This is a genomic window from Aminobacter sp. UC22_36, from assembly GCF_044056035.1.
Lineage (GTDB): Bacteria > Pseudomonadota > Alphaproteobacteria > Rhizobiales > Rhizobiaceae > Aminobacter.
In genome coordinates this window covers 3,533,357-3,554,055 of sequence record NZ_CP171996.1, presented here as the reverse complement: position 1 = coordinate 3,554,055, position 20,699 = coordinate 3,533,357, and the positions used below count along the sequence as shown (strand labels likewise).

The window sequence follows — 20,699 nt, the reverse complement described above, 5'->3', positions numbered from 1 at the left end:
TGACAGGACGAGCCGGTTCGGATAATTCCGGGCTGCTTGGCGGCTCAGCCAAAGTCTCCCGTTGGGACCGATCGAAGGACAGACAATGGCAGGCTTGCCGCAATCAATCGCGTCGCTCGAAGCGCTTACCGGCCGCTATCAGGCATTGCTTTGCGATGTCTGGGGCGTCATCCACAACGGCGTCGACGCCTTCCCGGAAGCGGCTGCAGCCCTCAAGGCGGCACGCGAGAAGGGCGTCGCCGTCGTTCTGATCACCAACGCGCCGCGTCCGCGCGCCGGCGTCATCGCTCAGCTGGCAACCCTTGGCGTGCCTGAAACCGCCTGGGATCGGGTCGTGACTTCAGGCGATGTCACGCGCGACCTGATCCGCTCGGGACCGCGCCGTGTCTTCCACATCGGCCCCGATCGCGATTTTCCGATCTATGACGGTCTCGACGTCGATCTTGTCGAGGAATTCGAGGCCTCCGTTGTGGTTTGCACCGGACTTTTCGACGACGAGACCGAAACACCCGACGATTATGCCGAGATGCTGCGCCGTCTGCGCGCCCGCAACCTGCCGTTCATCTGTGCCAATCCCGATATCGTTGTCGAACGCGGCCACGAACTGATCTGGTGTGCCGGTGCTCTGGCGCGCGACTATGGCCAGCTTGGCGGGCGCACGCTGGTGTCGGGCAAGCCGCACCGGCCAATTTACGAGGCGGCATTGGCGGCAGCGGGGGAGGTGCTCGGCCGCGAGGTCAAGCTTGCGGAAGCGTTGGCCATCGGCGACGGCATGTTCACCGACGTCAAGGGTGCGGCCGACAACGGCATCGACGTCCTCTATGTCTCCGGCGGCATTCATGCACGCGACTATGGCGAACCGCATGCGCCCGACCCCGACATGCTGGCGGCATTCCTCGACAAGCACGGCTATTCGCCAGTGGCGACTATCCCAAGGCTTCGGTAGACGTGACGATGAAACAGAGCTTTCTTCGCATTTCGGGGGAAGAGCCGGTGCCGGCGTGGTTGCGCGGTGGCGTCGTCGCCATCGGCAATTTTGATGGCATCCATCGCGGCCACCAGGCAGTACTCGAGCGCGCGCTGGAAGAGGCGCGTCGACGGGGCGTGGCAGCACTTGTGCTGACCTTCGAGCCGCATCCGCGAAAGGTGTTTCGGCCTGACGTTCCGCTGTTTGTGCTGACACCGCCGCCGGTCAAGGCGCGGCTGATCGAGGCGCTCGGTTTTGCCGGCGTTGTCGAAAGGCCGTTCACGCGCGAGTTCGCCAGCCTTTCGGCCGAGGATTTTGTCACGTCCATTCTGGAGGAGCGGCTGGGCATCAGCCACGTGGTGACCGGCTTCGACTTCCATTTCGGCAAGAACCGGCAGGGCGGCCCGGCTTTCCTGATGGAAGCAGGCAAACGTCATGGCTTCGGCGTGACGCCGGTCGATGCCTTCCGCGACGAAGGCGCAGAGATCATTTCGTCGAGCCGTATCCGCGAACTGCTGTCCAAGGGCGAGGCAGCAGAAGCGGCTGGATTGCTTGGCTATCGCTACACCGTCGAAGCTGAAGTGGTCGGTGGCGCGCAGCTTGGCCGCACGCTGGGATTTCCGACCGCCAATATGTGCCTCTCGTCCGAGACCGGTCTGAAGGAGGGCATTTATGCCGTCCGCTTCCGCCGCGCCGACGGTTCGTTGCATGACGGGGTGGCAAGTTTTGGCCGGCGCCCGACAGTCAACGACAATGGTGCGCCGCTGCTCGAAACCTTCGTCTTCGATTTTTCCGGCGACCTCTATGGCGAAGTCGCTTCGGTGTCGTTGTTCGGCTACCTCAGGGGTGAAGTGAAGTTCGAAGGCCTCGATGCGCTTGTGGTGCAGATGAAGCAGGACGAAGCCGAGGCGAGGGCGCTGCTCCAAGGCGTGCGCCCTCTCTCCGAACTTGATCAGGCGATCGCCTTTTAGGCGGCCTTGCGCAGGCCGAAGCCGAACGCGATGTAGGTGATGCCCTGGAAGATCAGGTCCACGGCAAGGAAAATGCCGAGGATCTTCAGGCTGTTTGTTGGCCAGCCCATCGCGATGACGAGGCCTGCCAGCACGGTGATGATGCCGGCCGCCACGACCCAGCCCCAGCCTTGCAGCCCCTTGCTGGTGAAGCCGATCCAGACGCGTAGCAGGCCTGACGCGATCAGGCTGACCGCCAGCAAAAGCGTCAGGACCGCAGTGGTCAGCAACGGGTTTGCGAAGGCCAGATATCCGGCGACGACATATAGGATGCCGCTGAGCAGCCACCAGAAGAAGCTACCCCAGCTCTTGACGCCGAAGGCATGAAAGATCTCGATCACGCCGGCAACGATCATCATCGTGCCGACAATGAGCACTGATGCTGCCGCACCAATCATGAGATTGCCGGCGGCGATGATGCCGAGAGCGAGCACAAGCACGCCGAGCGCGACGAACCAGCCCCATTTGGAGCGCATTTCTGCAAGCGTGCCCTGCGGCATCTGGTCGGAAATAGTCATCAAGCCGGACTCCTCAAAATGATCAGTTCTCATCAAAAGGTGGCATTGTGCCCAGTCTGGAGGCTAGCCTTGGCAGGTGAGTCGGTCCAGTGGCGGGTACGCTAGGGGAGAAATAAACGTTTGTTGCAAATGGCGAATTTAATTCAAATTTTACGTTGTTTGCGTCAAACCCAATGGTCCTGGCGATTGGGTTCGTAGCGTACGCGGGGTTGTGATGAAGTCTTTCGGTCGTATTTCGGCAGCGGTTTCCACGCTTGCTTTGGTCAGCGGACCGGCGATGGCCGGCGAAGGCGCATTCGGCTTTCTCTCCGGCGACTGGTATCTGACGCTCGGCGCCACCGGCATGGTCGCGCCCCGCTTCGAGGGTTCCAAGAAATACCTGTTCAGCGCCCAGCCGATCATTTCTCTCGGCAAGGCCGGCAATGACGTTCGCTTTTCCTCGCGCAACGACAATATCTCGCTGGCGCTGATCGACGATGGCGGCGTGCGCGCCGGCTTGAACGGCAAGATCATCTTCGGCCGCGACGCTGAACACGAGCTGCAGGGCCTGCACGACATCCGCTGGGGCGGCGAAATCGGCGGCTTCTTCGAATTCTATCCGACCGACTGGATGCGCGCCCGCGCCGAGGTCCGGCACGGCATTCGCGCCCATAGCGGCATCGTCGCCGATATCGCCGTCGATGCCTTCCACGACGTCACGCCCGAGATCAGGGTTTCAGGCGGCCCGCGCGTCTCCTTCGCTTCCGACGACTATTTCGACACCTATTACGGCGTCAGCGCGCAGGAAGCCGCGGCCTCCGGCATCAGCCAGTACAATCCAAGCGGCGGCATGCGCTCGGCCGGCGTCGGCGGCGCGGTCACCTGGAAGGCGACCGACAACGTCACGGCGAGCCTGTTCACCGAGTACTCCAGGCTGATGGGGTCGGCGGCGGATTCGACGATCGTCAAGGAGCGCGGCTCGCGCGACCAGCTGACGGTCGGCGTGTCGACCAGCTACCGCTTCGACTTCAACCTTTGATATCTAGCGAATTAGGCGCTTTATTCCGCGCTCCGGCTCCGCTAAAAGCGCGGCCATGAGATTTTTCGCGCCCGTCTTCGCGACTGCGATACGAATTACGGGCCCGGCCTTCCGGGTGGCCTGAGGCTGTCCGCAAGTCCGGGACTATTTGCCTGCGCGCTGCACGGCGCCTTTTCCAGATCATGACAGTTGAACGCCCGTGGCAGCTTTGCCGGGCAAGATGGCAAGACAAATGACAGATACGTCCGAAAAGATCGACTATTCCAAGACCCTCTACCTGCCGCAGACGGAGTTTCCGATGCGCGCCGGCCTGCCCGAGAAGGAGCCGGTGACGGTTGCCCGCTGGCAGAAGATGGACCTCTACAAGCGTCTCCGCGAAACGGCCGCCGGCCGCGAGAAGTATGTGCTGCATGACGGCCCGCCCTATGCAAACGGCAACATCCACATCGGCCACGCGCTGAACAAGATCCTCAAGGACGTCATCACCCGCTCGTTCCAGATGCGCGGCTATGACTCCAACTATGTGCCCGGCTGGGACTGCCACGGCCTGCCGATCGAATGGAAGATCGAGGAAAAGTACCGCGCCGCCGGCAAGAACAAGGACGAGGTCGAGATCAACGAGTTCCGCAAGGAATGTCGTGAGTTCGCTGCCGGCTGGATCAAGGTCCAGGGCGAGGAGTTCCAGCGGCTCGGCGTCGTCGGCGACTTCGACAATCCCTATACGACGATGAACTTCCACGCCGAGGCGCGTATCGCCGGCGAGCTGCTGAAGTTCGCCAATTCGGGCCAGCTCTACCGCGGTTCCAAGCCGGTGATGTGGTCGGTTGTCGAACGCACGGCGCTCGCCGAGGCCGAGGTCGAATACCAGGACTACGAGAGCGACACGATCTGGGTGAAGTTCCCGGTGGATCCTCAGCATGTGGTTAGAGACGGCGGCAAGATCGAATTTCACCCCGATCGGACGCCGGAGGATCTCTGGAGCGCCCATGTCGTCATCTGGACGACTACACCGTGGACAATACCCGGTAACCGCGCCGTCGCCTATTCGACGCGCGTTGCCTATGGCCTCTACGAGGTTACAGCTGCGGAGAACGACTTCGGACCGCAGCCCGGCGAGAAGCTGATCTTCGCCGATGCGCTGGCTGAAGAGGCGGCTGTCAAGGCCAAGGTGACGCTGAATCGGATCCGTAGCATCGCTGGCGAAGAGCTTGGAAAGCTTGTGCTTTCGCATCCGCTCGAAGGTGTTGGCGGTGGCTACGAATTCCCCGTGCCGATGCTTGCCGGCGATCATGTCACCGACGATGCCGGCACTGGCTTCGTGCATACCGCGCCTGGCCACGGCCGCGAGGACTTCGATGCCTGGATGGACGCGGCGGCAGATCTTGAAAAGCGCGGCATCGAAACACGCCTGCCATTCACCGTCGACGACGCTGGCTTCTTCACCAAGGACGCGCCAGGTTTCGGTCCTGATCGAGAGGGCGGCGCTGCACGCGTCATCGATGACCACGGCAAGAAGGGCGACGCCAATAAGGCCGTCATCGAGGAACTGATCAAGTGCAACGCGCTGTTTGCGCGCGGCCGTCTCAAGCACAGCTATCCGCATAGCTGGCGCTCGAAGAAGCCGGTGATCTTCCGCAACACACCACAGTGGTTCGTCTACATGGACAAGCAGCTTGGCGACGGCACGACGCTGCGCAGCCGCGCGCTGCAGGCCATCGACGACACTCGCTTCGTTCCTGCTGCCGGCCAGACGCGCCTGCGCTCGATGATCGAGGAGCGCCCTGACTGGGTGCTGTCGCGCCAGCGCGCCTGGGGCGTGCCGATCGCCATCTTCGCCGATGCCGACGGCAACGTGCTGAAAGACGAGGCGGTCAATGCCCGTATCGTCGAGGCTTTCGAAAAGGAGGGTGCCGACGCCTGGTTCGCCCAAGGCGCGCGTGAGCGCTTCCTCGGTTCGCGCGCCAACGAGGCGTGGACGCAGGTGATGGACATTCTCGACGTCTGGTTCGACTCGGGTTCCACGCACGCCTTTACGCTCGAAGATCGCCCCGACCTGAAATGGCCGGCCGACGTCTATCTCGAAGGCTCCGACCAGCATCGCGGCTGGTTCCATTCGTCGCTGCTCGAAAGCTGCGGCACGCGCGGCCGTGCGCCCTACAAGGCGGTTGTCACCCATGGTTTCACCATGGACGAGGAAGGCCGCAAGATGTCGAAGTCGCTCGGCAACACGGTCGTGCCGCAAGACGTCATGAAGCAGTCGGGCGCTGATATCCTGCGCCTGTGGGTGATGACAACAGACTATTGGGAAGACCAGCGCCTCGGCAAGAACGTGCTGCAGACCAACATCGACGCCTACCGCAAGCTGCGCAACACCATCCGCTGGATGCTTGGCACGCTCGCTCATGACGATGGCGAGGAAGTTGCGCTGGCGGAGATGCCGGAGCTGGAGCGGCTGATGCTGCACCGGCTTGCCGAACTCGATGCGCTGGTGCGCAAGGGTTATGACGAGTTCGAGTTCAAGCGCATCACCCGCGCGCTGATCGACTTCATGGTTGTCGAGCTTTCGGCCTTCTACTTCGACATCCGCAAGGACGTGCTCTACTGCGACGCGCCGTCGAGCATCCGCCGCAAGGCGGCTGTTCATGTCGTGCGCGAGCTGTTCAACTGTCTGGTCAAGTGGCTGGCGCCGATGCTGCCCTTCACTACCGAAGAGGCGTGGCTGGAACGTAATCCGCAGGCTGAGTCGGTGCATCTCGAGCAGTTCCCCGACGTGCCAGCGGCCTGGCGCGACGAAGCGCTGGCCGAGAAGTGGCGCAAGATCCGCCAGGTCCGCAGCGTTGTCACTGGTGCCCTGGAGCTGGAGCGGGCCAAGAAGACAATCGGCTCGTCGCTTGAAGCGGTTCCCGTGGTCTACATGACCGATGCGGTGCTCGAAGAAGCCCTGTCGGGCATCGACCTGGCCGAGATCAGCATCACCAGCGACCTTGTCATCTCGCACGAAGACATCCCGGTCGATTCTTTCGCATTGCGCGAAGTTCCGGGCGTGGCCGTGGTCGTCGAGAAGGCGGAAGGCCGTGGGCTGGTCAAGTGCGCGCGCTCCTGGCGCTACACAAGCGACGTCGGCTCGGACGCGGCCTTTGCCGACGTGTCGGCGCGCGATGCTGCGGCACTGCACGAATTGAAGGCGCTAGGCCGGTTCTAACAGGTGCTGAAATGCAACGACCGGCGGACATCTCCGGCCGGTCGTTGCCCTTGACGGGCCATTAATGTAAAAGCGCGAAACTTCGGCAGACAAATTGTCGCCGGAATTCCGTCGGATGAGCATACGGACCGGGACCCGGCTCAAGGCCGGCATCTAGCGAGAGGCGTTCGAGTGAAAATTACTGGCATGACGGACCGCATCAGCGCGCGCGGGGCTTTGCTTGCGTCGCTCGCCGTTTCCGGCCTGGCGCTTACGGGCTGCATGAGCGCGCCTACCTACGGCACCGACAAGACGGCGACGACCCAGCTCGCTGGCGACATCACCAACATCCTGTCGTTGAAGCCGAAGACCAACAGCATCGACTACAAGCCGCGTCCCGAGCTGGTGAAGCCGAAGACCGGCCAAGTGGCAGCGCTGCCTGCACCGCAGGACAACATTGTCACCACCGCAAGTGCCGACTGGCCCGAATCGCCCGAGGCGCGCCGCGCCCGTATCCGCGACGATGCCACCAAGAACCGCGACAATCCCAATTTCGAACCCCAGGTCGTCAACGACATGTCGTCGCTGAACGGCCCTGACATGAGCAAGTGGACACCGGCCCAGCGCAAGATCGAGATCGAGCGCCGCTTGCGCGAGAGCAAGCAGGGCAATGCCACGAGCCGCAAATATCTGAGCGAGCCGCCGCTGGTGTATCGCGAGGCGGCTGCGTCCGCAGCGCAGGACGAACTCGGTGAAGACGAGATCAAGAAAGAACGCCGCAAGAAGAAGCTTGCCAAGAAGGGCAGCAACTGGTGGCCGTTCTGATCCAGCGTTGAATACGGCGCGACCAACGCTTTGCGTCCGTCAGGGCGCAAAGCCCGTTAGAGGTCGCGACGGTCCTTGAAGAAGCCTTTCAGTATTTCGGCCGCGCGCGTTTCGCCTATCCCCGGGTAGACGTCCGGCGTGTGATGGCAGGTTGGCGCGGCGAAGAAACGCACGCCGCTGACCACCGCGCCGCCCTTGTCGTCGACAGCGCCGAAGTAAAGCCGCCTCAGCCGTGCGAACGAAATGGCGGCGGCGCACATGGTGCAAGGTTCCAGCGTGACATAGAGATCGTGGCCGGTGAGCCGTTCGGAGCCGAATTTCTCCGACGCCTCGCGGATCGCCAGCACTTCGGCGTGGGCTGTGACGTCGTTCAATTCGCGGGTACGATTACCGGCGCGCGCGACGATTTCGCTGCCGCGGACGATGATCGCGCCGATCGGCACTTCGCCGCGTTCGGCCGCAGCTTCCGCCTCCGCAAAGGCCAATGCCATGTAATCGGGCCGTTTCACGCCTCAACCATCCTGTTACCCCTCGCTAACCCCCGAGCTTCCTGTTATCTAGCCGCCGAAAAGGGCAAAGGCCACTATGGACGACGATCGTAAGAAATTCCCCCGCAAGGGCGGCTCCAAGCCGGCTGGCGCAGGCGGCCGCGATGGCGGCGCGAAGAAATTCGGCAAGCCGCGCACCGAAGGTGCTGGCAAGCCATTTGCCAAGAAGCCGTACGCACCGCGTCCTGCTGGTGCAGGCGGTGGCGATCGTCCTGATCGTCCCAAGCGCGACTTCGGCCCGCGCGACGACGCCCGTCCGGCAAGTGGCGAGCGCCCGGTCCACAAGGGACCGCGTCCCGAGGGCAAGCCTTACGAAAAACGCGAAGGCGGCCGCTCCTTTGGTAGCGACAAGCCCCATCGTGCGCGTCCCGCCGCAAGTGCCGAGGGGGGCGAACGTCCCAAGCGCGAGTTCCGTCCGCGCGACGGCGAAGCGCGTCCTGCAAGCGGCGAGCGTACCTTCAACAAGGGCCCGCGCCCCGAGGGCAAGCCCTACGAGAAGCGCGAAGGCGGCCGTTCGTTTGGCGGCGACAAGCCTTATCGTCCGCGTCCCGCCGAAGGTGGCGAGCGCCCGCATCGTGAATTCCGTCCGCGCGACGGCGAAGCGCGTCCCGCAAGCGGCGAGCGCCCGTTCAGCAAGGGTCCGCGCCCCGAAGGCAAGCCCTACGAAAAGCGTGAAGGCGGCCGTTCGTTTGGCGGCGACAAGCCTTATCGTGCGCGCCCTGCCGAAGGTGGCGAGCGCCCGCAGCGTGAATTCCGACCGCGCGACGGCGAGGCACGTCCTGCAAGTGGTGACCGCCCGATCCGTTCGGGACCGCGCCCTGAGGGCGGCAGGCCTTACGAGAAGCGCGAAGGCGGCGAGGCGAGGGCGTTCCGTCCGAGGCCGGATGGCGACCGCCGCCCGTCGACCGAGGGCTTCAAGCCACGTTCGCGTGGGCCCGAGGATGCGCCCGAGCCGGGCGAACGCATCGCCAAGCGCCTGGCGCGCGCAGGCTTGGCTTCGCGTCGCGATGCCGAGGAACTGATCGCTGCTGGCCGCGTCAAGGTCAACAACAAGATACTGGCCTCGCCCGCCGTCAACGTCATGCCGGACGACATCATTCATCTCGACGGCATGGAAATCCCGCCGATCGAGCGCACCCGGCTGTTCCTGTTCCACAAGCCGGCGGGCGTGGTCACCACCAACCGCGATCCCGAGGGTCGCAAGACTGTCTTCGACGTGCTGCCGCAGGAGCTGCCGCGCCTGATGACCATCGGCCGGCTCGACATCAACACCGAAGGCTTGCTGCTGCTCACCAATGATGGCGGGCTGTCGCGCGTGCTCGAACTGCCGGCGACCGGCTGGCTGCGCCGCTACCGCGTCCGTGTCCATGGCAAGGTCGAGCAGAAGACGCTTGACGGCCTCAAGGACGGTATCGCCGTCGAGGGCGTGTTCTACGGCTCGATCGAAGCGACGCTCGACCGCGAGCAGGGCAGCAATGCCTGGATCACCATCGGCCTGCGTGAAGGCAAGAACCGCGAGGTCAAGAACATCCTCGGCGCGCTCGGCCTCGAAGTGAACCGCCTGATCCGTATCTCCTATGGCCCGTTCCAGCTCGGCGAGCTGCCGGAAGGCCATGTCCAGGAGATCAAGGGCAAGATGCTGCGCGACCAGCTTGGCGAGCGGCTGATCGAGGAGTCGGGTGCCAATTTCGACGCCGATATCGTCAAGCCTTTCTCCAACAAGCCTACCTTCCGCCATGAAAAGCCGCGTGAAGAGGAGCCGGCGCGTCCGAAATTCCAGCGCGATGGCGAACGCGGCCGTATCGGCGAGGGCGGCCTGATCAAGAACCGCAAGCGCTCCAACGAGCGCCACCGCGAGGACGTGCTTGGCCGCCTGTCGACCGAGCGGCCCAAGTTTGGCGACAAGCCCAGCTTCGGCGACAAGCCAAAATTTGGTGACAAGCCTAAGTTCGGTGACAAGCCAAAGTTTGGCGACCGTCCGAAATTCGGTGGCAAGAAGGGCGACGATCGCGAAAAGAAGCCTTTCGAAACCCCCGGCGCCCGCAAGGCCAATGTCTGGATGGCGCCGGGCGCGCGTCCGCAGAGCGAAAAGGCCAAGGCCGAAGCAGCAGCGAGGCCGCCGCGCGACAAGCCACGCTTTGACAAGCCCCGTTCTGACAAGCCACGCTTTGACAAGCCCAAGGGTGATGGCCCGCGTGGTGGACGGCCGGGCGGTCCGCGCCGGGATCGCGGCTGATGCGGGTTGTTGGTGGCGAATTGCGCGGCCGGCCTTTGGCCACGCCGCGTGACAACGCCATCCGTCCGACCACCGACCGCACCCGCGAGGCGGTGTTCAACATGCTTGCCCATCGCTTCGGCGACAGGCTCGAAGGCGCGCGCGTGCTCGATCTTTTTCGCCGGCACGGGCGCACTCGGCATCGAGGCGCTGTCGCGTGGCGCCTCGTATTGCGTCTTCATTGAGGAATCAGCGGAAGGCCGCGGGCTCATTCGCACCAATGTCGAAAGCTTCGGCCTGACAGGCCGGACCAAGATCTTCCGCCGCGACGCAACTGGTCTCGGCGATGCCGGCACGCTTGGGCCATTTGGGCTGGTCTTCGCCGACCCGCCTTACGGCAAGGGACTAGGCGAGAAGGCTCTGCGCTCGGCCCGTGCCGGCGGTTGGCTTGCGCCGGGTGCGCTGTTTGTCGTCGAAGAGGCTGCCGCCGCGGCCTTTGAGCCGGGCCCCGGCTTTTCCATCGTCGACGAACGTTCCTATGGCGAGACGGTGATCCGCTTCATCGAAGCCGAATAGCTGTCGGCGCCTGACTTCGGCCTCTTTCGGGCCGGAAGGTTACGAACAATTCACTTCCCGCCACTTTGAGCCAAAGCCTATAAGGCAGGCACGTCCACACACAGAGGCTGTTGATGATTTTGGGATTCTTGCGGGCGAAAGCTTCGCTGCCGGCCGTATTCGCTATGGGCCTGGCCTGGGCGGCACCGGCCCTGGCCGAGACGCCGCGCAGCGACTGGACGGTCACCAGCTTTACGCTCGACAATGGCATGCAGGTCGTGGTCATTCCCGATCATCGCGCGCCGATCGCAACCCACATGGTCTGGTACAAGGTCGGCAGCGCCGACGAGATGCCCGGCAAGTCAGGCATCGCCCACTTCTTCGAGCACCTGATGTTCAAGGGCACGACCAACCACAAGGCGGGCGAGTTCGGCCAGAAGGTCGCCGAAATCGGCGGCAGCGAAAACGCCTTCACCACATACGACTACACCGCCTACCACCAGACGGTTACGCCGGCAGCGCTTGAAACGATGATGAGTTTCGAAGCCGACCGGATGCGCAATCTGGTGCTGACCGATGCGGTGATCGGACCCGAGCGCGATGTCATCCTCGAAGAGCGCCGCTCGCGCATCGAAAACAATCCCGGCGCTTTGCTCAACGAGGAAGTCGACGCGACGCTGTTCCAGAACCAGCCCTATCGCACGCCGGTCATCGGCTGGATGCATGAGATCGAAAAGCTCAACCGGGTCGACGCGACCGCCTTCTACAACCAGTATTACGCGCCCAACAACGCGATCCTGATCGTTGCCGGCGATGTCGAGCCGGGGACGGTCAAGGCGCTGGCCGAAAAGACCTATGGCAAGGTCGCGCGCGGTCCCGACCTGCCGCCACGCATCCGCCCGACCGAGCCGGAGCAGAACACCAAGCGCACCGTCGAACTGACCGACGAGCGTGTCAGCGTGCCGAGCTTCTCCAAGGCCTGGGTGGTGCCGTCCTACCAGACGGCTGGGCCAGGCGAAGCCGAGGCGCTCGATCTGCTTTCGGAAATCCTCGGCGGCGGCAACCGAAGCCGGCTCTATCAGGGCCTCGTGGTCAAGGACGGCATTGCTTCTTCCGCCGGCGCCTTCTTCGAGGGCACGATGGTCGACGACACCAGCTTCACCGTCTACGGCGCGCCGCGTGGCGAAGCCGGGTTGCAGCAGGTCGAGGCGGCGGTCGATGTCGAAATCCGCCGCATCATCAACAACGGCGTGACATCCGACGAGCTTGAAAAAGCCAAGGATCGCTTTGTCCGCTCGATGATCTTCGCACGCGACAACCAGGCGAGCATGGCCAACATCTATGGCGCCACGCTGGCGACGGGCGGCACCGTCGCCGACATCGAACAATGGCCGGACAGGATACGCGCGGTGACGACCGAACAGATCAAGGCGGTCGCCGCCAAATACCTCAATCCCGACCATTCGGTTGCCGGCTATCTGCTGCCGGCGAAATCTGTCGAGAAATGATTTGATGACCATGCTCATGGCAATGCGTTTCAAGGTGCTCGTTTCAGCGACGACGCTGATGCTGGCGCTGATGTTTCTGGTGCTGCCGGCGGTTGTTGCCGCCCGCGCCGAAGTCCGAATCCAGGAGGTCAGGTCCGACAAGGGCATCACCGCCTGGCTGGTCGAGGACTATTCGGTGCCGATCATCGCGATCAAGTTCCTGTTCGATGGGGGCAGCACGCAGGACCCTGCAGGCAAGGAAGGGCTAGCCAATCTGATGACCGGGCTTTTCGACGAAGGTGCCGGCGATCTCGACAGCGATGCCTTCCAGATCAAGCTCGATGAGGCCGGCGCCGAGATGGGCTTCAACGAAGGCAATGACGCCGTCGGTGGTGGCATGCGTATGCTGGCCGAGCGGCAGGACGATGCGTTCGAACTGCTGAAGCTCGCCGTCGAGAGGCCGCGCTTTGATCAGGCACCGATCGACCGCATCCGCTCGCAGATCGTCAACGGCATCGTTGCCAATGCGCGTGATCCCGAAACCCAGGCGGCTCGCAAATGGGCCGAGGCGATCTACAGCACGCATCCTTATGCCCGACCTGACATGGGCACGGAGAAATCGCTGGCCACGATCACGGCGGATGACCTGCGCGCCTTCCACAAGGCGAATTTTACCCGCGAAAACATCCATGTCGCCGTCGTCGGCGCGATCGATGCCGAAGCTCTGAAGACGCGGTTGGACCAGGTTTTTGGCGAGTTGCCTGAAAAGGCTGAATTGCGTCCGGTCGAACGTGTCGAGCCGAAGCTCGGCCAGACGATGCACATCGAGTACCCGCTGCCGCAGACCTCGCTGCAGCTTGTCTATCCCGGCGTGCCGCGCGAGGCGCCGGACTTTCTCGCTGCTGCTCTGATGGAACACATCCTCGGCGGCGGCACCTTCTCGTCGCGGCTGTTCGATGAGGTTCGCGAAAAACGCGGGCTCGCCTACAGCGTCAGTTCGGCACTGATCAACCAGGAGCATTCGTCGTCGCTGATCATCGGCACGGCGACGCGTTCGGACCGGGCAGCAGAAACACTTGGCGTCATCCGCGATGTGATCCGCAAGATGGCGAAGGAGGGCCCTTCCGAAGCCGAACTCGACGCGGCCAAGAAATACATGCTGGGCGCTTATGCCATCAACAATCTCGATTCTTCTGGCGCGATCGCCGGCACACTGGTCGATTTGCAGACCGACAAGCTCGGCATCGATTACATGCAGAGGCGCATCGACCTGATCAACGCGGTCAAGCTCGACGACGTCAAGGCAGCGGCGCGCAAGCTTTTGTCGGTCGAACCGGCGATCATGATCCTGGGTCCGAAATTTGTCGAAGCGAGCAAGGGATCAGCGCCACCTTCGCACTGGCACTTGGCGGCGGCGGCGCACGCGGCCTTGCCCATATCCATGTCATCGAGGCGCTGGACGAGCTTGGCATCAAGCCGGTGGCGGTCGCTGGCTCCTCCATTGGCGCGGTCATGGGCGCTGGCATGGCCGCCGGCCTGACCGGCAAGGAAATCCACGAGCATTCCCGTGCCGTTCTCGGCCGGCCGGGTGAAGTGGCAAGCCGCATGTGGCGTGCCCGGCCGGGCACGCTTGCGGAGATGGTCGAAAGCGGCATCAGGGTCACCCAGTTCAATGTCGAGCGTATCCTCAAGGCGTTTTTGCCCGAGGGCGTGCCGGCGACGTTCGAGGAACTGAAGCTACCGCTGAAGGTGACGGCAACCGACTATTATGGCCATTGCCTGAAGGTGTTCGAGGAGGGCGAGCTGTTTTCAGCCCTTGCCGCGTCGGCGGCTATCCCGGCGGTGTTCAAACCTGTGACGCGTGGCAATACACTCTACATCGACGGCGGCATCTATAATCCGGTGCCGTTCGACCTGCTCGAGGGCCTGGCCGACTACACCATCGCCATCGACGTCGTCGGCGCGCCGTTCGAAAACGGGCGCAAGCAGCCGAACTCCATAGATCTGATGTTCGGTGCCAGCCAGCTGATGATGCAGTCGATCATCGCCAACAAGCTTGGTCAGAATCCGCCCGACATCTTCCTCAGGCCGCCAGTGTCGCGCTTCAGAGCGCTTGATTTCCTCAAGATCGACCAGGTGATGGCCGAGACGGTTGCGATCAAGGACGAGCTCAAGCGCGCCGTGGACGAGATCCTTCAGTAACCCAGGCGGGTCGACGTTTCCCGCCTATTGCAGGGTCGATGCCTTGCCGGTGGAGAAGGGCGACTGCGCTGCCGGAGGGGGCGCGAGCACCGGCTCGTCCTGATGCTGCGGTTCGCGCGCAATCGCGTTGACGACGCGGAAACAGACAAACATCGAGACGACACCGAACACGACCGCCCCCAGGCCCCAGCCGGCGATGACGCCGATGGCGCCAAAATAATGCGCGCCAATCCAGACGAAGGGGATGACGCCGAGCGTTGAACGGCCCCAGTTGAACACGGTCGAATAGGTCGGGTAGCCAAGATTGTTGAAGGCGGCACTTGAGACGAAGATCGCGCCATTGAACAAGAAGCTGCCGGCGGCGAAGTGGCAGAAGAACACGATCAGCTCGCGCGCGATGCCCTCGGCCCCGAAGGCACTGGCGATCGGGTTGGCGAAGATCGCCAGCAGCACCCAGACAGCCAGCACATAGACGATGGTGAACAGCAGGCTGTCGCGCATCGTCGTTGTCAGGCGCTCGAATTTGCGGGCGCCGTAGTTCTGCCCGAGGATCGGCCCGACCGCGCCTGACAGCGCGAAGATGACACCGAAGGCGACCGGTACCAGACGGCCGATGATCGCCCAGCCGGCTACTGCCTGGTCGCCAAAGGCGGCCATTTCGATGGTGACATAGGCATTGCCAACCGGGGTAGCGACCTGGGTCAGCATCGCCGGCACGCCGATCGCGAAGAATGGACGGACAGCCTCGCGCATTCCGCTGAGGTCAGGGATCTTGATCAGTCTGTGCACGACATGGGCACCGTGCAGCCCGATGGCCAGCATGACGAAGCGCGTCAGCACGGTCGAGATCGCCGCGCCATCGAGCCCGAGGTCGAAGCCGAAGATCAGGATCGGATCGAGAATAGCCGCAGCGATGCCGCTGCCGAGTGTCACATACATGGCACGCCGAGCATCGCCGACGCCGCGCAGGATGCCAGTCGTGCACATGCCGAGCGCCATGATCGGAAACGATGGCAGCACGATCTGCAGGAACCGCGTCGACAGGTCGAGCGTGGCGCCGGTGGCGCCGAGCAGCGACAGCAGCGGGCGCAGGAATGGCAAGGCGGCTAGTGTCATCAAAAGCGTGGCGACACCCATGAACACCATCGATGCGCCGCCCATGTGCCTGGCTTCCTCGCGCTGGCCACGGCCGAGGCAGCGCGCCACGAGCGCACCGCAGGCGATGGTGAAGCCGATCGAGATCGAAAGCGTGAAGAACAGCAGCGTCGAGGCAAAGCCGATGGCCGCGGCCAGTTCCTCGATGCCGAGCAGGGAAATGTAGAACAGGTTGAGCGCGTCGACGATGAAGATGGCGATCAGGCCGACCGAGCCGGTGCCGGTCATCACCACGACATGGCGCATGGTCGAACCGGTGGTGAATTTTGCCGGTGCCGCCGCCGGGGCCTGTGTGGACATGCGATTTCCCAAAGATTTCGACGGCGAAGCGCCTCAACAGGGTCGTTTGACCATGCACCCGCCCATTGCACAAGCGGGTTGGGGACAATAGATGGGGTGGTACGGGCCGCGACCAACGGGCGGTCAACAATCGGAACATGCCAATGAACGATACCAACGACGCCGCGAAACTGGCCGACAGGGTGGCGAGCCTCGTAGAGGCGGCAAAGAAGGCCGGCGCCGATGCCGCCGATGCGGTTGCGGTGCGCGGCCGCTCGACAAGCGTTTCGGTGCGCCTCGGCAAGGTTGAGGCAACGGAGGCCTCCGAGAGCGAGGACATGTCGCTCAGGGTTTTTGTCGGCCAGCGGGTCGCCAGCGTCTCCGCGACCGCCGCTTCAGATCCTAAGGTGTTGGCCGAGCGTGCGGTCGCAATGGCCAGGGTTTCGCCCGAGGATCCCTACCAGGGTCTTGCCGATGCGTCGCTGCTGACGCAAACGCCGCGCGACCTCGATCTGTTCGATAACACCGTCGTATCAGCCGAACGGCTGAAGGAAGACGCGCTCGCCGCCGAAGAGGCGGCACTGGCCGTCAAGGGCGTGACCAATTCCGCGGGCGCAGGTGCTGCCGCCGGTCTTGGCGGTCTGGTGCTTGCGACGTCGCACGGCTTCGTCGGCCATTATGTCGGATCGCGCTTCTCGCGTTCTGCCAGCGTGATTGCCGGCGAGGGCACGTCGATGGAGCGCGACTATGATTTTTCCTCGCGCATTCACTTCGCCGACCTCGATGCGGCTGACGAAATCGGGCGCAAGGCCGGCGAACGTGCGGTCAAGCGGCTCAACGCGCGCAAGGCGGCAACCGGACCCGTCGACGTGGTTTTTGATCCGCGCGTCGCGCGCGGCATTGCCGGCCACCTCGCCGGTGCCATCAATGGTGCGTCGGTTGCCCGCAAGACCAGCTTCCTGCGCGACATGATGGGCAAGCAGGTGGCCTCCGCCGCCATCACCGCCATCGACGAGCCGTTGAAGCGGCGCGGCCAGGCCTCGCGCCCCTTCGATGGCGAGGGCATCGAGGGTGCGACGCTCAAGATGGTCGACAAGGGCGTGCTCAACCATTGGTTCCTGTCGACGTCGGCGGCGCGCGAGCTCGGCCTCGTCACCAACGGCCGCGGCGCGCGTGGCGGCTCTTCGGTATCGCCGTCCTCGACCAATTTCGCCATCGAACCGGGCGACAGATCGCCTGACGACATCATCCGGTCGCTGAAGCGCGGCTTCTATGTCACCGAGGTGTTCGGCCAGGGCGTCGACATGGTGACGGGTGAATACAGCCGCGGCGCATCGGGCTTCTGGATCGAGAACGGCGAAATCGCCTGGGCGGTGTCGGAGGTGACGATTGCCTCCAACCTCAAGGACATGTTCCTGCGCATGGTGCCGGCGAGCGACCTCGACCGCAATTTTGGCACCGCCGCACCGACGCTTCTGATCGAAGGCATGACCCTTGCCGGCGACTGACAACATCGACAAAGCCGATCTCAAGGCCGAACTCGAACTGCTGCGCGCCGCGGCGGCCGAGGCCGGGCGCATCGCCATGGGCTACTTCAGGCAAAACCCGGAAGTCTGGCTCAAGAGTGGCAATTCGCCGGTCAGCGAGGCCGACTACGCCGCCGACCATTATCTGCGCGAAACGTTGATGGCGGCTCGGCCTGATTATGGCTGGCTGTCGGAAGAAACAGCCGACAATCTCGACCGGCTTAGCGCACGTCGCACCTTCGTCGTCGATCCGATCGATGGCACGCGTGGTTTTGTCGAAGGGCGCACGGCATGGTGCGTCAGCGTCGCTGTCGTCGAAGACGGCCGCTCGCTTGCCGGCGTGCTCGAATGCCCGGCGCGCGAAGAGACCTATTGGGCCGTTGCTGGCGGTGGCGCCTTTCTCAACGGTGAGCCGATCAGCGTGCGCGACGCTGGCCAACGCATCCGCATTGCCGGTCCCAAGCCGATGATCGACAGGATGCCGGTGGAATGGCAGGGCAGGCTCGATCGCGAGGCCTATATCCCCTCCCTTGCCTATCGCGTGGCGATGATCGCCAACGGTTCGCTCGATGCAACCTTCGTCAAGCCGAACGCGCATGACTGGGACATCGCCGCGGCCGAGCTTATACTGACCGAGGCGGGCGGCAAGCTGCTCGACCGGGATGGTGGGCTGCTCGCTTTTGCTGGCAGGAACATCGTTCATGGTGCGCTGATGGCCGGCAGCGGCGCGGTGCTCGACGTCATGGCCGGGGTGATTGCCAGCCACGACGGTTGATGATTTTACCAAGTGTTCCAAAACGGCTCGCTTTGGTCTAGATCAGGCGAGCCCCGAGATGATGAATCAAGGAAACAGATGTCCGAAGAAAACGGAAAAAAGCAGCTCCTGCATCTGGTGTTTGGTGGCGAGCTGACCAAGCTCGGCGGAACCGAGTTCCGCGATCTCGACGCGCTCGACATGGTTGGCATCTATCCCGACTACAAGTCGGCCGAGCTGGCCTGGAAGGCGAAGGCGCAAGCGAGCGTGGACAACGCCCATATGCGCTATTTCGTCGTCCACCTGCATCGGTTGCTTGAGCCGGACACAAAGGCTGCCGGTCAGAACTGATGGAGCAACCCCGCATGGCGTCGTCGGCCGTGAGGCCCGCGGCGAAGAAGAAGCGCGTCAAGCAGCCGGCGTCGAAGACGTTCTGGCGCCGCATTCGCGAGCCGCTTGCCAAGTCGCGCTTTGCCAAGGGTGCGGTGGCGAGCCTGTTTGCCGGAGCGATGCGCTTCATCAAGCTGACCAATCCATTGGTCAAGGGTTCCTACGAACTGGCCGGGGGCAGCTACGCCGACAGCGAACCGCTGATCGTGGGCCTTTGGCATGGCCAGCATCTGCTGGCGCCGGCGCTCTATCCGAGCGAGCGTGGCCTGGTCGCCATGGTGTCGCGCAGCGCCGATGCCGAGCTCAATGCGCTTGTCATCAACAAGTTCGGTATCGAGGCGGTGCGTGGCTCTGGCGGCCGCGAAACCAAGAGCAAGCTCGAAAAAGGTGGCGCAACGGCGCTGATCGCCCTGAAAAAGGCGCTCGATGCCGGCAAGAACGTCTGCATGATCGCTGACATTCCGCATGGCAAGCCGCGCGACGCTGGCATGGGCATCGTGCTTCTGGCGCGCCTTTCCGGTCGCCCGATCGCGCCGGCGGCGATTGCCACCAGCCGCCGCAAGGTGCTGGAAAGCAGCTGGGACAAGACCACCATCAATCTTCCGTTCGGCCGCGGCGCGATCTTCGTCGCCCCTCTGATCGAGGTTCCAGCCGACGCCGACGACGCGGAAATGGAGCGCAAGCGCCAGGAACTCACCGCCGCCATCGATCATGCTACCGAGCAGGCTTATCGCCTGGTGGATGGTGGGAAATGAGCGAACGCTGGGCGCGCGCCTTTCTCAGAGCCTATCGCTACGCAGGTGCCGCCGCCTACCCGATGGTCGGCGGCTACGTCGCCTGGCGAGCCTCGAAGGGCAAGGAGGACCATAACCGCCGCCGCGAGCGTTATGGCGTGCCGAGCCGCGAACGGCCCGACGGGCCGCTGATCTGGTTCCATGCGGCGAGCGTCGGCGAGACTGTCGCGGTCGTACCGCTGATCGAAGCCATCCTCGGCTACGGCATCCATGTCGTGCTGACGACAGGGACGGTCACATCAGCGCAGGTCGCGGAAGAACGGCTGGGCGGTCGCATCATTCATCAATACGTGCCGCTCGACCTCAAGCCGGCGGTCAGCCGTTTCCTCGATCACTGGCAACCCGATCTGGCGATCATCGCCGAATCGGAAATCTGGCCGATGACCATCCTTGAGCTCGGTGCGCGCCGCGTGCCGCAGATACTGGTCAATGGGCGGCTGTCCGACCGCTCGTTCAAATCGTGGAAGAAGCGCGCCTACATTGCCGAGGCGCTGTTCGAAAACATGGCCCATGTGGTGGCGCAGTCGGAGGTCGACGGCGAGCGTTTTCGCGCGCTCGGCGCACGCCCTGTCACCGTCTCGGGCAATCTCAAGGTAGATACATCGCCACCGCCGGCCGACGAGAGCGCTCTTTACGCCATCCAGCGCCAGATCGGCCACCGTCCGACCTGGGCGGCCGTGTCGACCCACGACGGTGAGGAGGTCATGGCGGCCGAAGTGCATGCCATGCTGCGTAGCCGCCACCGCAATCTGCTGACCATCATCGTTCCGCGCCATCCCGATCGCGCCGCGGCCTTGGTCGAGGAGCTGACCGGCATGGGCCTCAATGTCGCGCGCCGCAGCACTGGCGACCGCATCGCGGCCGATACCGACATCCTGCTCGGCGACACCATCGGCGAGATGGGGCTTTACCTGCGCCTGACCGAGATCGCTTTCGTCGGCCGCTCGATGACGGCGCAAGGCGGCCAGAACCCGCTTGAACCGGCGATGCTCGACACCGCCGTGCTTGCCGGGCGCAACGTGCAGAACTTCCGCGACACCTATCAGCGCCTCATCGACCGCGGCGGCGCCAAGATCGTGCGTGACCGCGACATGCTGGCCGGTGCGGTCAACTTCCTGCTTGGCAACGAAGTCGCTCGTCACGACATGATGACGGCCGGTGCTGCGACCGTCGAGGAAATGCGCGGTGCGCTTGCCCGGACGCTGAAAGCGCTCGAACCCTACATTCATCCCCTGATCGTACAGTCGCGCCTCAAGGGCGCGGGCGGGAGGTAGG

At 63.7% G+C, this 20,699-nt stretch carries 17 protein-coding genes and 1 pseudogene; 15 read left to right on the top strand and 3 right to left on the bottom strand.

The window, feature by feature from the left end:
• The first annotated feature begins 85 nt into the window (after nucleotides 1-85).
• Both ACHMW7_RS20830 and ACHMW7_RS20825 read left to right on the top strand, forming a co-directional pair.
• A complete protein-coding gene (locus ACHMW7_RS20830) occupies nucleotides 86-946 on the top strand; it encodes a TIGR01459 family HAD-type hydrolase (RefSeq protein WP_395447383.1) in 861 nt (286 codons plus the stop codon).
• 8 nt (nucleotides 947-954) lie between these two features.
• The gene (locus ACHMW7_RS20825) at nucleotides 955-1,938 is read left to right on the top strand and encodes a bifunctional riboflavin kinase/FAD synthetase (protein WP_395447382.1); all 984 of its coding nucleotides are present in this window, start codon (nucleotides 955-957) and stop codon (nucleotides 1,936-1,938) included.
• Here the strand turns inward: ACHMW7_RS20825 and ACHMW7_RS20820 are convergent.
• Nucleotides 1,935-2,495 carry an HdeD family acid-resistance protein gene (locus ACHMW7_RS20820; protein ID WP_395447381.1) on the bottom strand — a complete coding sequence of 187 codons (561 nt, stop codon included), beginning with the start codon at nucleotides 2,493-2,495 and terminating at the stop codon, nucleotides 1,935-1,937. The genes ACHMW7_RS20825 and ACHMW7_RS20820 overlap by 4 nt on opposite strands.
• Nucleotides 2,496-2,709: 214 nt before the next feature.
• Between ACHMW7_RS20820 and ACHMW7_RS20815 the strand changes: the two genes are divergently transcribed.
• The 3 genes from ACHMW7_RS20815 (at nucleotide 2,710) to ACHMW7_RS20805 (ending at nucleotide 7,519) form a co-directional block, all read left to right on the top strand.
• Entirely contained in the window at nucleotides 2,710-3,513 is an 804-nt protein-coding gene (locus tag ACHMW7_RS20815; RefSeq protein WP_395447380.1) for a MipA/OmpV family protein, read from the top strand.
• A gap of 232 nt (nucleotides 3,514-3,745) precedes the next feature.
• Nucleotides 3,746-6,715, top strand: coding sequence for an isoleucine--tRNA ligase (gene ileS / locus ACHMW7_RS20810; RefSeq protein ID WP_395447379.1), 2,970 nt, complete (start codon nucleotides 3,746-3,748; stop codon nucleotides 6,713-6,715).
• A gap of 186 nt (nucleotides 6,716-6,901) precedes the next feature.
• Nucleotides 6,902-7,519, top strand: coding sequence for a hypothetical protein (locus tag ACHMW7_RS20805; RefSeq protein WP_395447378.1), 618 nt, complete (start codon nucleotides 6,902-6,904; stop codon nucleotides 7,517-7,519).
• Between the two features lie 56 nt (nucleotides 7,520-7,575).
• Here the strand turns inward: ACHMW7_RS20805 and ACHMW7_RS20800 are convergent, their stop codons facing one another.
• A complete protein-coding gene (locus ACHMW7_RS20800) occupies nucleotides 7,576-8,028 on the bottom strand; it encodes a nucleoside deaminase (protein WP_395447377.1) in 453 nt (150 codons plus the stop codon).
• 76 nt (nucleotides 8,029-8,104) lie between these two features.
• Here ACHMW7_RS20800 and ACHMW7_RS20795 point away from each other — a divergent pair, with 76 nt between their 5' ends.
• The 5 genes and pseudogenes from ACHMW7_RS20795 (at nucleotide 8,105) to ACHMW7_RS20775 (ending at nucleotide 14,526) form a co-directional block, all read left to right on the top strand.
• Nucleotides 8,105-10,303 carry a pseudouridine synthase gene (locus ACHMW7_RS20795; protein ID WP_395447376.1) on the top strand — a complete coding sequence of 733 codons (2,199 nt, stop codon included), beginning with the start codon at nucleotides 8,105-8,107 and terminating at the stop codon, nucleotides 10,301-10,303.
• Nucleotides 10,303-10,858 (top strand): annotated as a pseudogene (gene rsmD, locus ACHMW7_RS20790) (16S rRNA (guanine(966)-N(2))-methyltransferase RsmD). The gene ACHMW7_RS20795 and the pseudogene rsmD overlap by 1 nt, the downstream one beginning before the upstream one ends.
• A 164-nt stretch (nucleotides 10,859-11,022) precedes the next feature.
• Nucleotides 11,023-12,345, top strand: a complete 1,323-nt coding sequence (locus ACHMW7_RS20785) for a M16 family metallopeptidase (RefSeq protein WP_395451393.1) — start codon at nucleotides 11,023-11,025, stop codon at nucleotides 12,343-12,345.
• Between the two features lie 4 nt (nucleotides 12,346-12,349).
• Nucleotides 12,350-13,864 (top strand): M16 family metallopeptidase, encoded by a 1,515-nt coding sequence (locus ACHMW7_RS20780; protein WP_395447375.1) that lies wholly within the window; start codon nucleotides 12,350-12,352, stop codon nucleotides 13,862-13,864.
• Nucleotides 13,762-14,526 carry a patatin-like phospholipase family protein gene (locus ACHMW7_RS20775; protein WP_395451392.1) on the top strand — a complete coding sequence of 255 codons (765 nt, stop codon included), beginning with the start codon at nucleotides 13,762-13,764 and terminating at the stop codon, nucleotides 14,524-14,526. The genes ACHMW7_RS20780 and ACHMW7_RS20775 overlap by 103 nt, the downstream gene beginning before the upstream one ends.
• A 24-nt stretch (nucleotides 14,527-14,550) precedes the next feature.
• Here the strand turns inward: ACHMW7_RS20775 and ACHMW7_RS20770 are convergent, their stop codons facing one another.
• On the bottom strand, nucleotides 14,551-15,981 hold the full coding sequence (locus tag ACHMW7_RS20770; RefSeq protein WP_395447374.1) for an MATE family efflux transporter: 1,431 nt from the start codon (nucleotides 15,979-15,981) through the stop codon (nucleotides 14,551-14,553).
• Between the two features lie 143 nt (nucleotides 15,982-16,124).
• On the opposite strand from ACHMW7_RS20770, the gene ACHMW7_RS20765 reads away from it, so the two are divergent.
• The 5 genes from ACHMW7_RS20765 (at nucleotide 16,125) to waaA (ending at nucleotide 20,698) form a co-directional block, all read left to right on the top strand.
• Nucleotides 16,125-17,468 carry a TldD/PmbA family protein gene (locus ACHMW7_RS20765; RefSeq protein ID WP_395447373.1) on the top strand — a complete coding sequence of 448 codons (1,344 nt, stop codon included), beginning with the start codon at nucleotides 16,125-16,127 and terminating at the stop codon, nucleotides 17,466-17,468.
• Nucleotides 17,455-18,261, top strand: coding sequence for a 3'(2'),5'-bisphosphate nucleotidase CysQ (locus tag ACHMW7_RS20760; RefSeq protein WP_395447372.1), 807 nt, complete (start codon nucleotides 17,455-17,457; stop codon nucleotides 18,259-18,261). Before ACHMW7_RS20765 ends, ACHMW7_RS20760 begins: the two co-directional genes overlap by 14 nt.
• Nucleotides 18,262-18,339: 78 nt before the next feature.
• Nucleotides 18,340-18,591: a DUF4170 domain-containing protein gene (locus ACHMW7_RS20755; protein ID WP_067963345.1), complete on the top strand. Its 252-nt coding sequence runs from the start codon at nucleotides 18,340-18,342 to the stop codon at nucleotides 18,589-18,591.
• Nucleotides 18,591-19,385: a lysophospholipid acyltransferase family protein gene (locus tag ACHMW7_RS20750; RefSeq protein ID WP_395447371.1), complete on the top strand. Its 795-nt coding sequence runs from the start codon at nucleotides 18,591-18,593 to the stop codon at nucleotides 19,383-19,385. The genes ACHMW7_RS20755 and ACHMW7_RS20750 overlap by 1 nt, the downstream gene beginning before the upstream one ends.
• Nucleotides 19,382-20,698 (top strand): lipid IV(A) 3-deoxy-D-manno-octulosonic acid transferase, encoded by a 1,317-nt coding sequence (gene waaA, locus ACHMW7_RS20745; protein WP_395447370.1) that lies wholly within the window; start codon nucleotides 19,382-19,384, stop codon nucleotides 20,696-20,698. Before ACHMW7_RS20750 ends, waaA begins: the two co-directional genes overlap by 4 nt.
• Nucleotide 20,699: the final 1 nt, after the last annotated feature.

Coding starts and splice junctions, on each gene's coding strand:
- ACHMW7_RS20785 (WP_395451393.1), top strand. CDS start 11,023: ATGGGCCTGGCCTGGGCGGCACCGGCCCTGGCCGAGACGCCGCGCAGC.
- ACHMW7_RS20815 (WP_395447380.1), top strand. CDS start 2,710: ATGAAGTCTTTCGGTCGTATTTCGGCAGCGGTTTCCACGCTTGCTTTG.
- ACHMW7_RS20805 (WP_395447378.1), top strand. CDS start 6,902: ATGACGGACCGCATCAGCGCGCGCGGGGCTTTGCTTGCGTCGCTCGCC.
- waaA (WP_395447370.1), top strand. CDS start 19,382: ATGAGCGAACGCTGGGCGCGCGCCTTTCTCAGAGCCTATCGCTACGCA.
- ACHMW7_RS20795 (WP_395447376.1), top strand. CDS start 8,105: ATGGACGACGATCGTAAGAAATTCCCCCGCAAGGGCGGCTCCAAGCCG.
- ACHMW7_RS20770 (WP_395447374.1), bottom strand. CDS start 15,981: ATGTCCACACAGGCCCCGGCGGCGGCACCGGCAAAATTCACCACCGGT.
- ACHMW7_RS20820 (WP_395447381.1), bottom strand. CDS start 2,495: ATGACTATTTCCGACCAGATGCCGCAGGGCACGCTTGCAGAAATGCGC.
- ACHMW7_RS20780 (WP_395447375.1), top strand. CDS start 12,350: ATGACCATGCTCATGGCAATGCGTTTCAAGGTGCTCGTTTCAGCGACG.
- ACHMW7_RS20830 (WP_395447383.1), top strand. CDS start 86: ATGGCAGGCTTGCCGCAATCAATCGCGTCGCTCGAAGCGCTTACCGGC.
- ACHMW7_RS20750 (WP_395447371.1), top strand. CDS start 18,591: ATGGAGCAACCCCGCATGGCGTCGTCGGCCGTGAGGCCCGCGGCGAAG.
- ACHMW7_RS20755 (WP_067963345.1), top strand. CDS start 18,340: ATGTCCGAAGAAAACGGAAAAAAGCAGCTCCTGCATCTGGTGTTTGGT.
- ACHMW7_RS20765 (WP_395447373.1), top strand. CDS start 16,125: ATGAACGATACCAACGACGCCGCGAAACTGGCCGACAGGGTGGCGAGC.
- ileS (WP_395447379.1), top strand. CDS start 3,746: ATGACAGATACGTCCGAAAAGATCGACTATTCCAAGACCCTCTACCTG.
- ACHMW7_RS20825 (WP_395447382.1), top strand. CDS start 955: ATGAAACAGAGCTTTCTTCGCATTTCGGGGGAAGAGCCGGTGCCGGCG.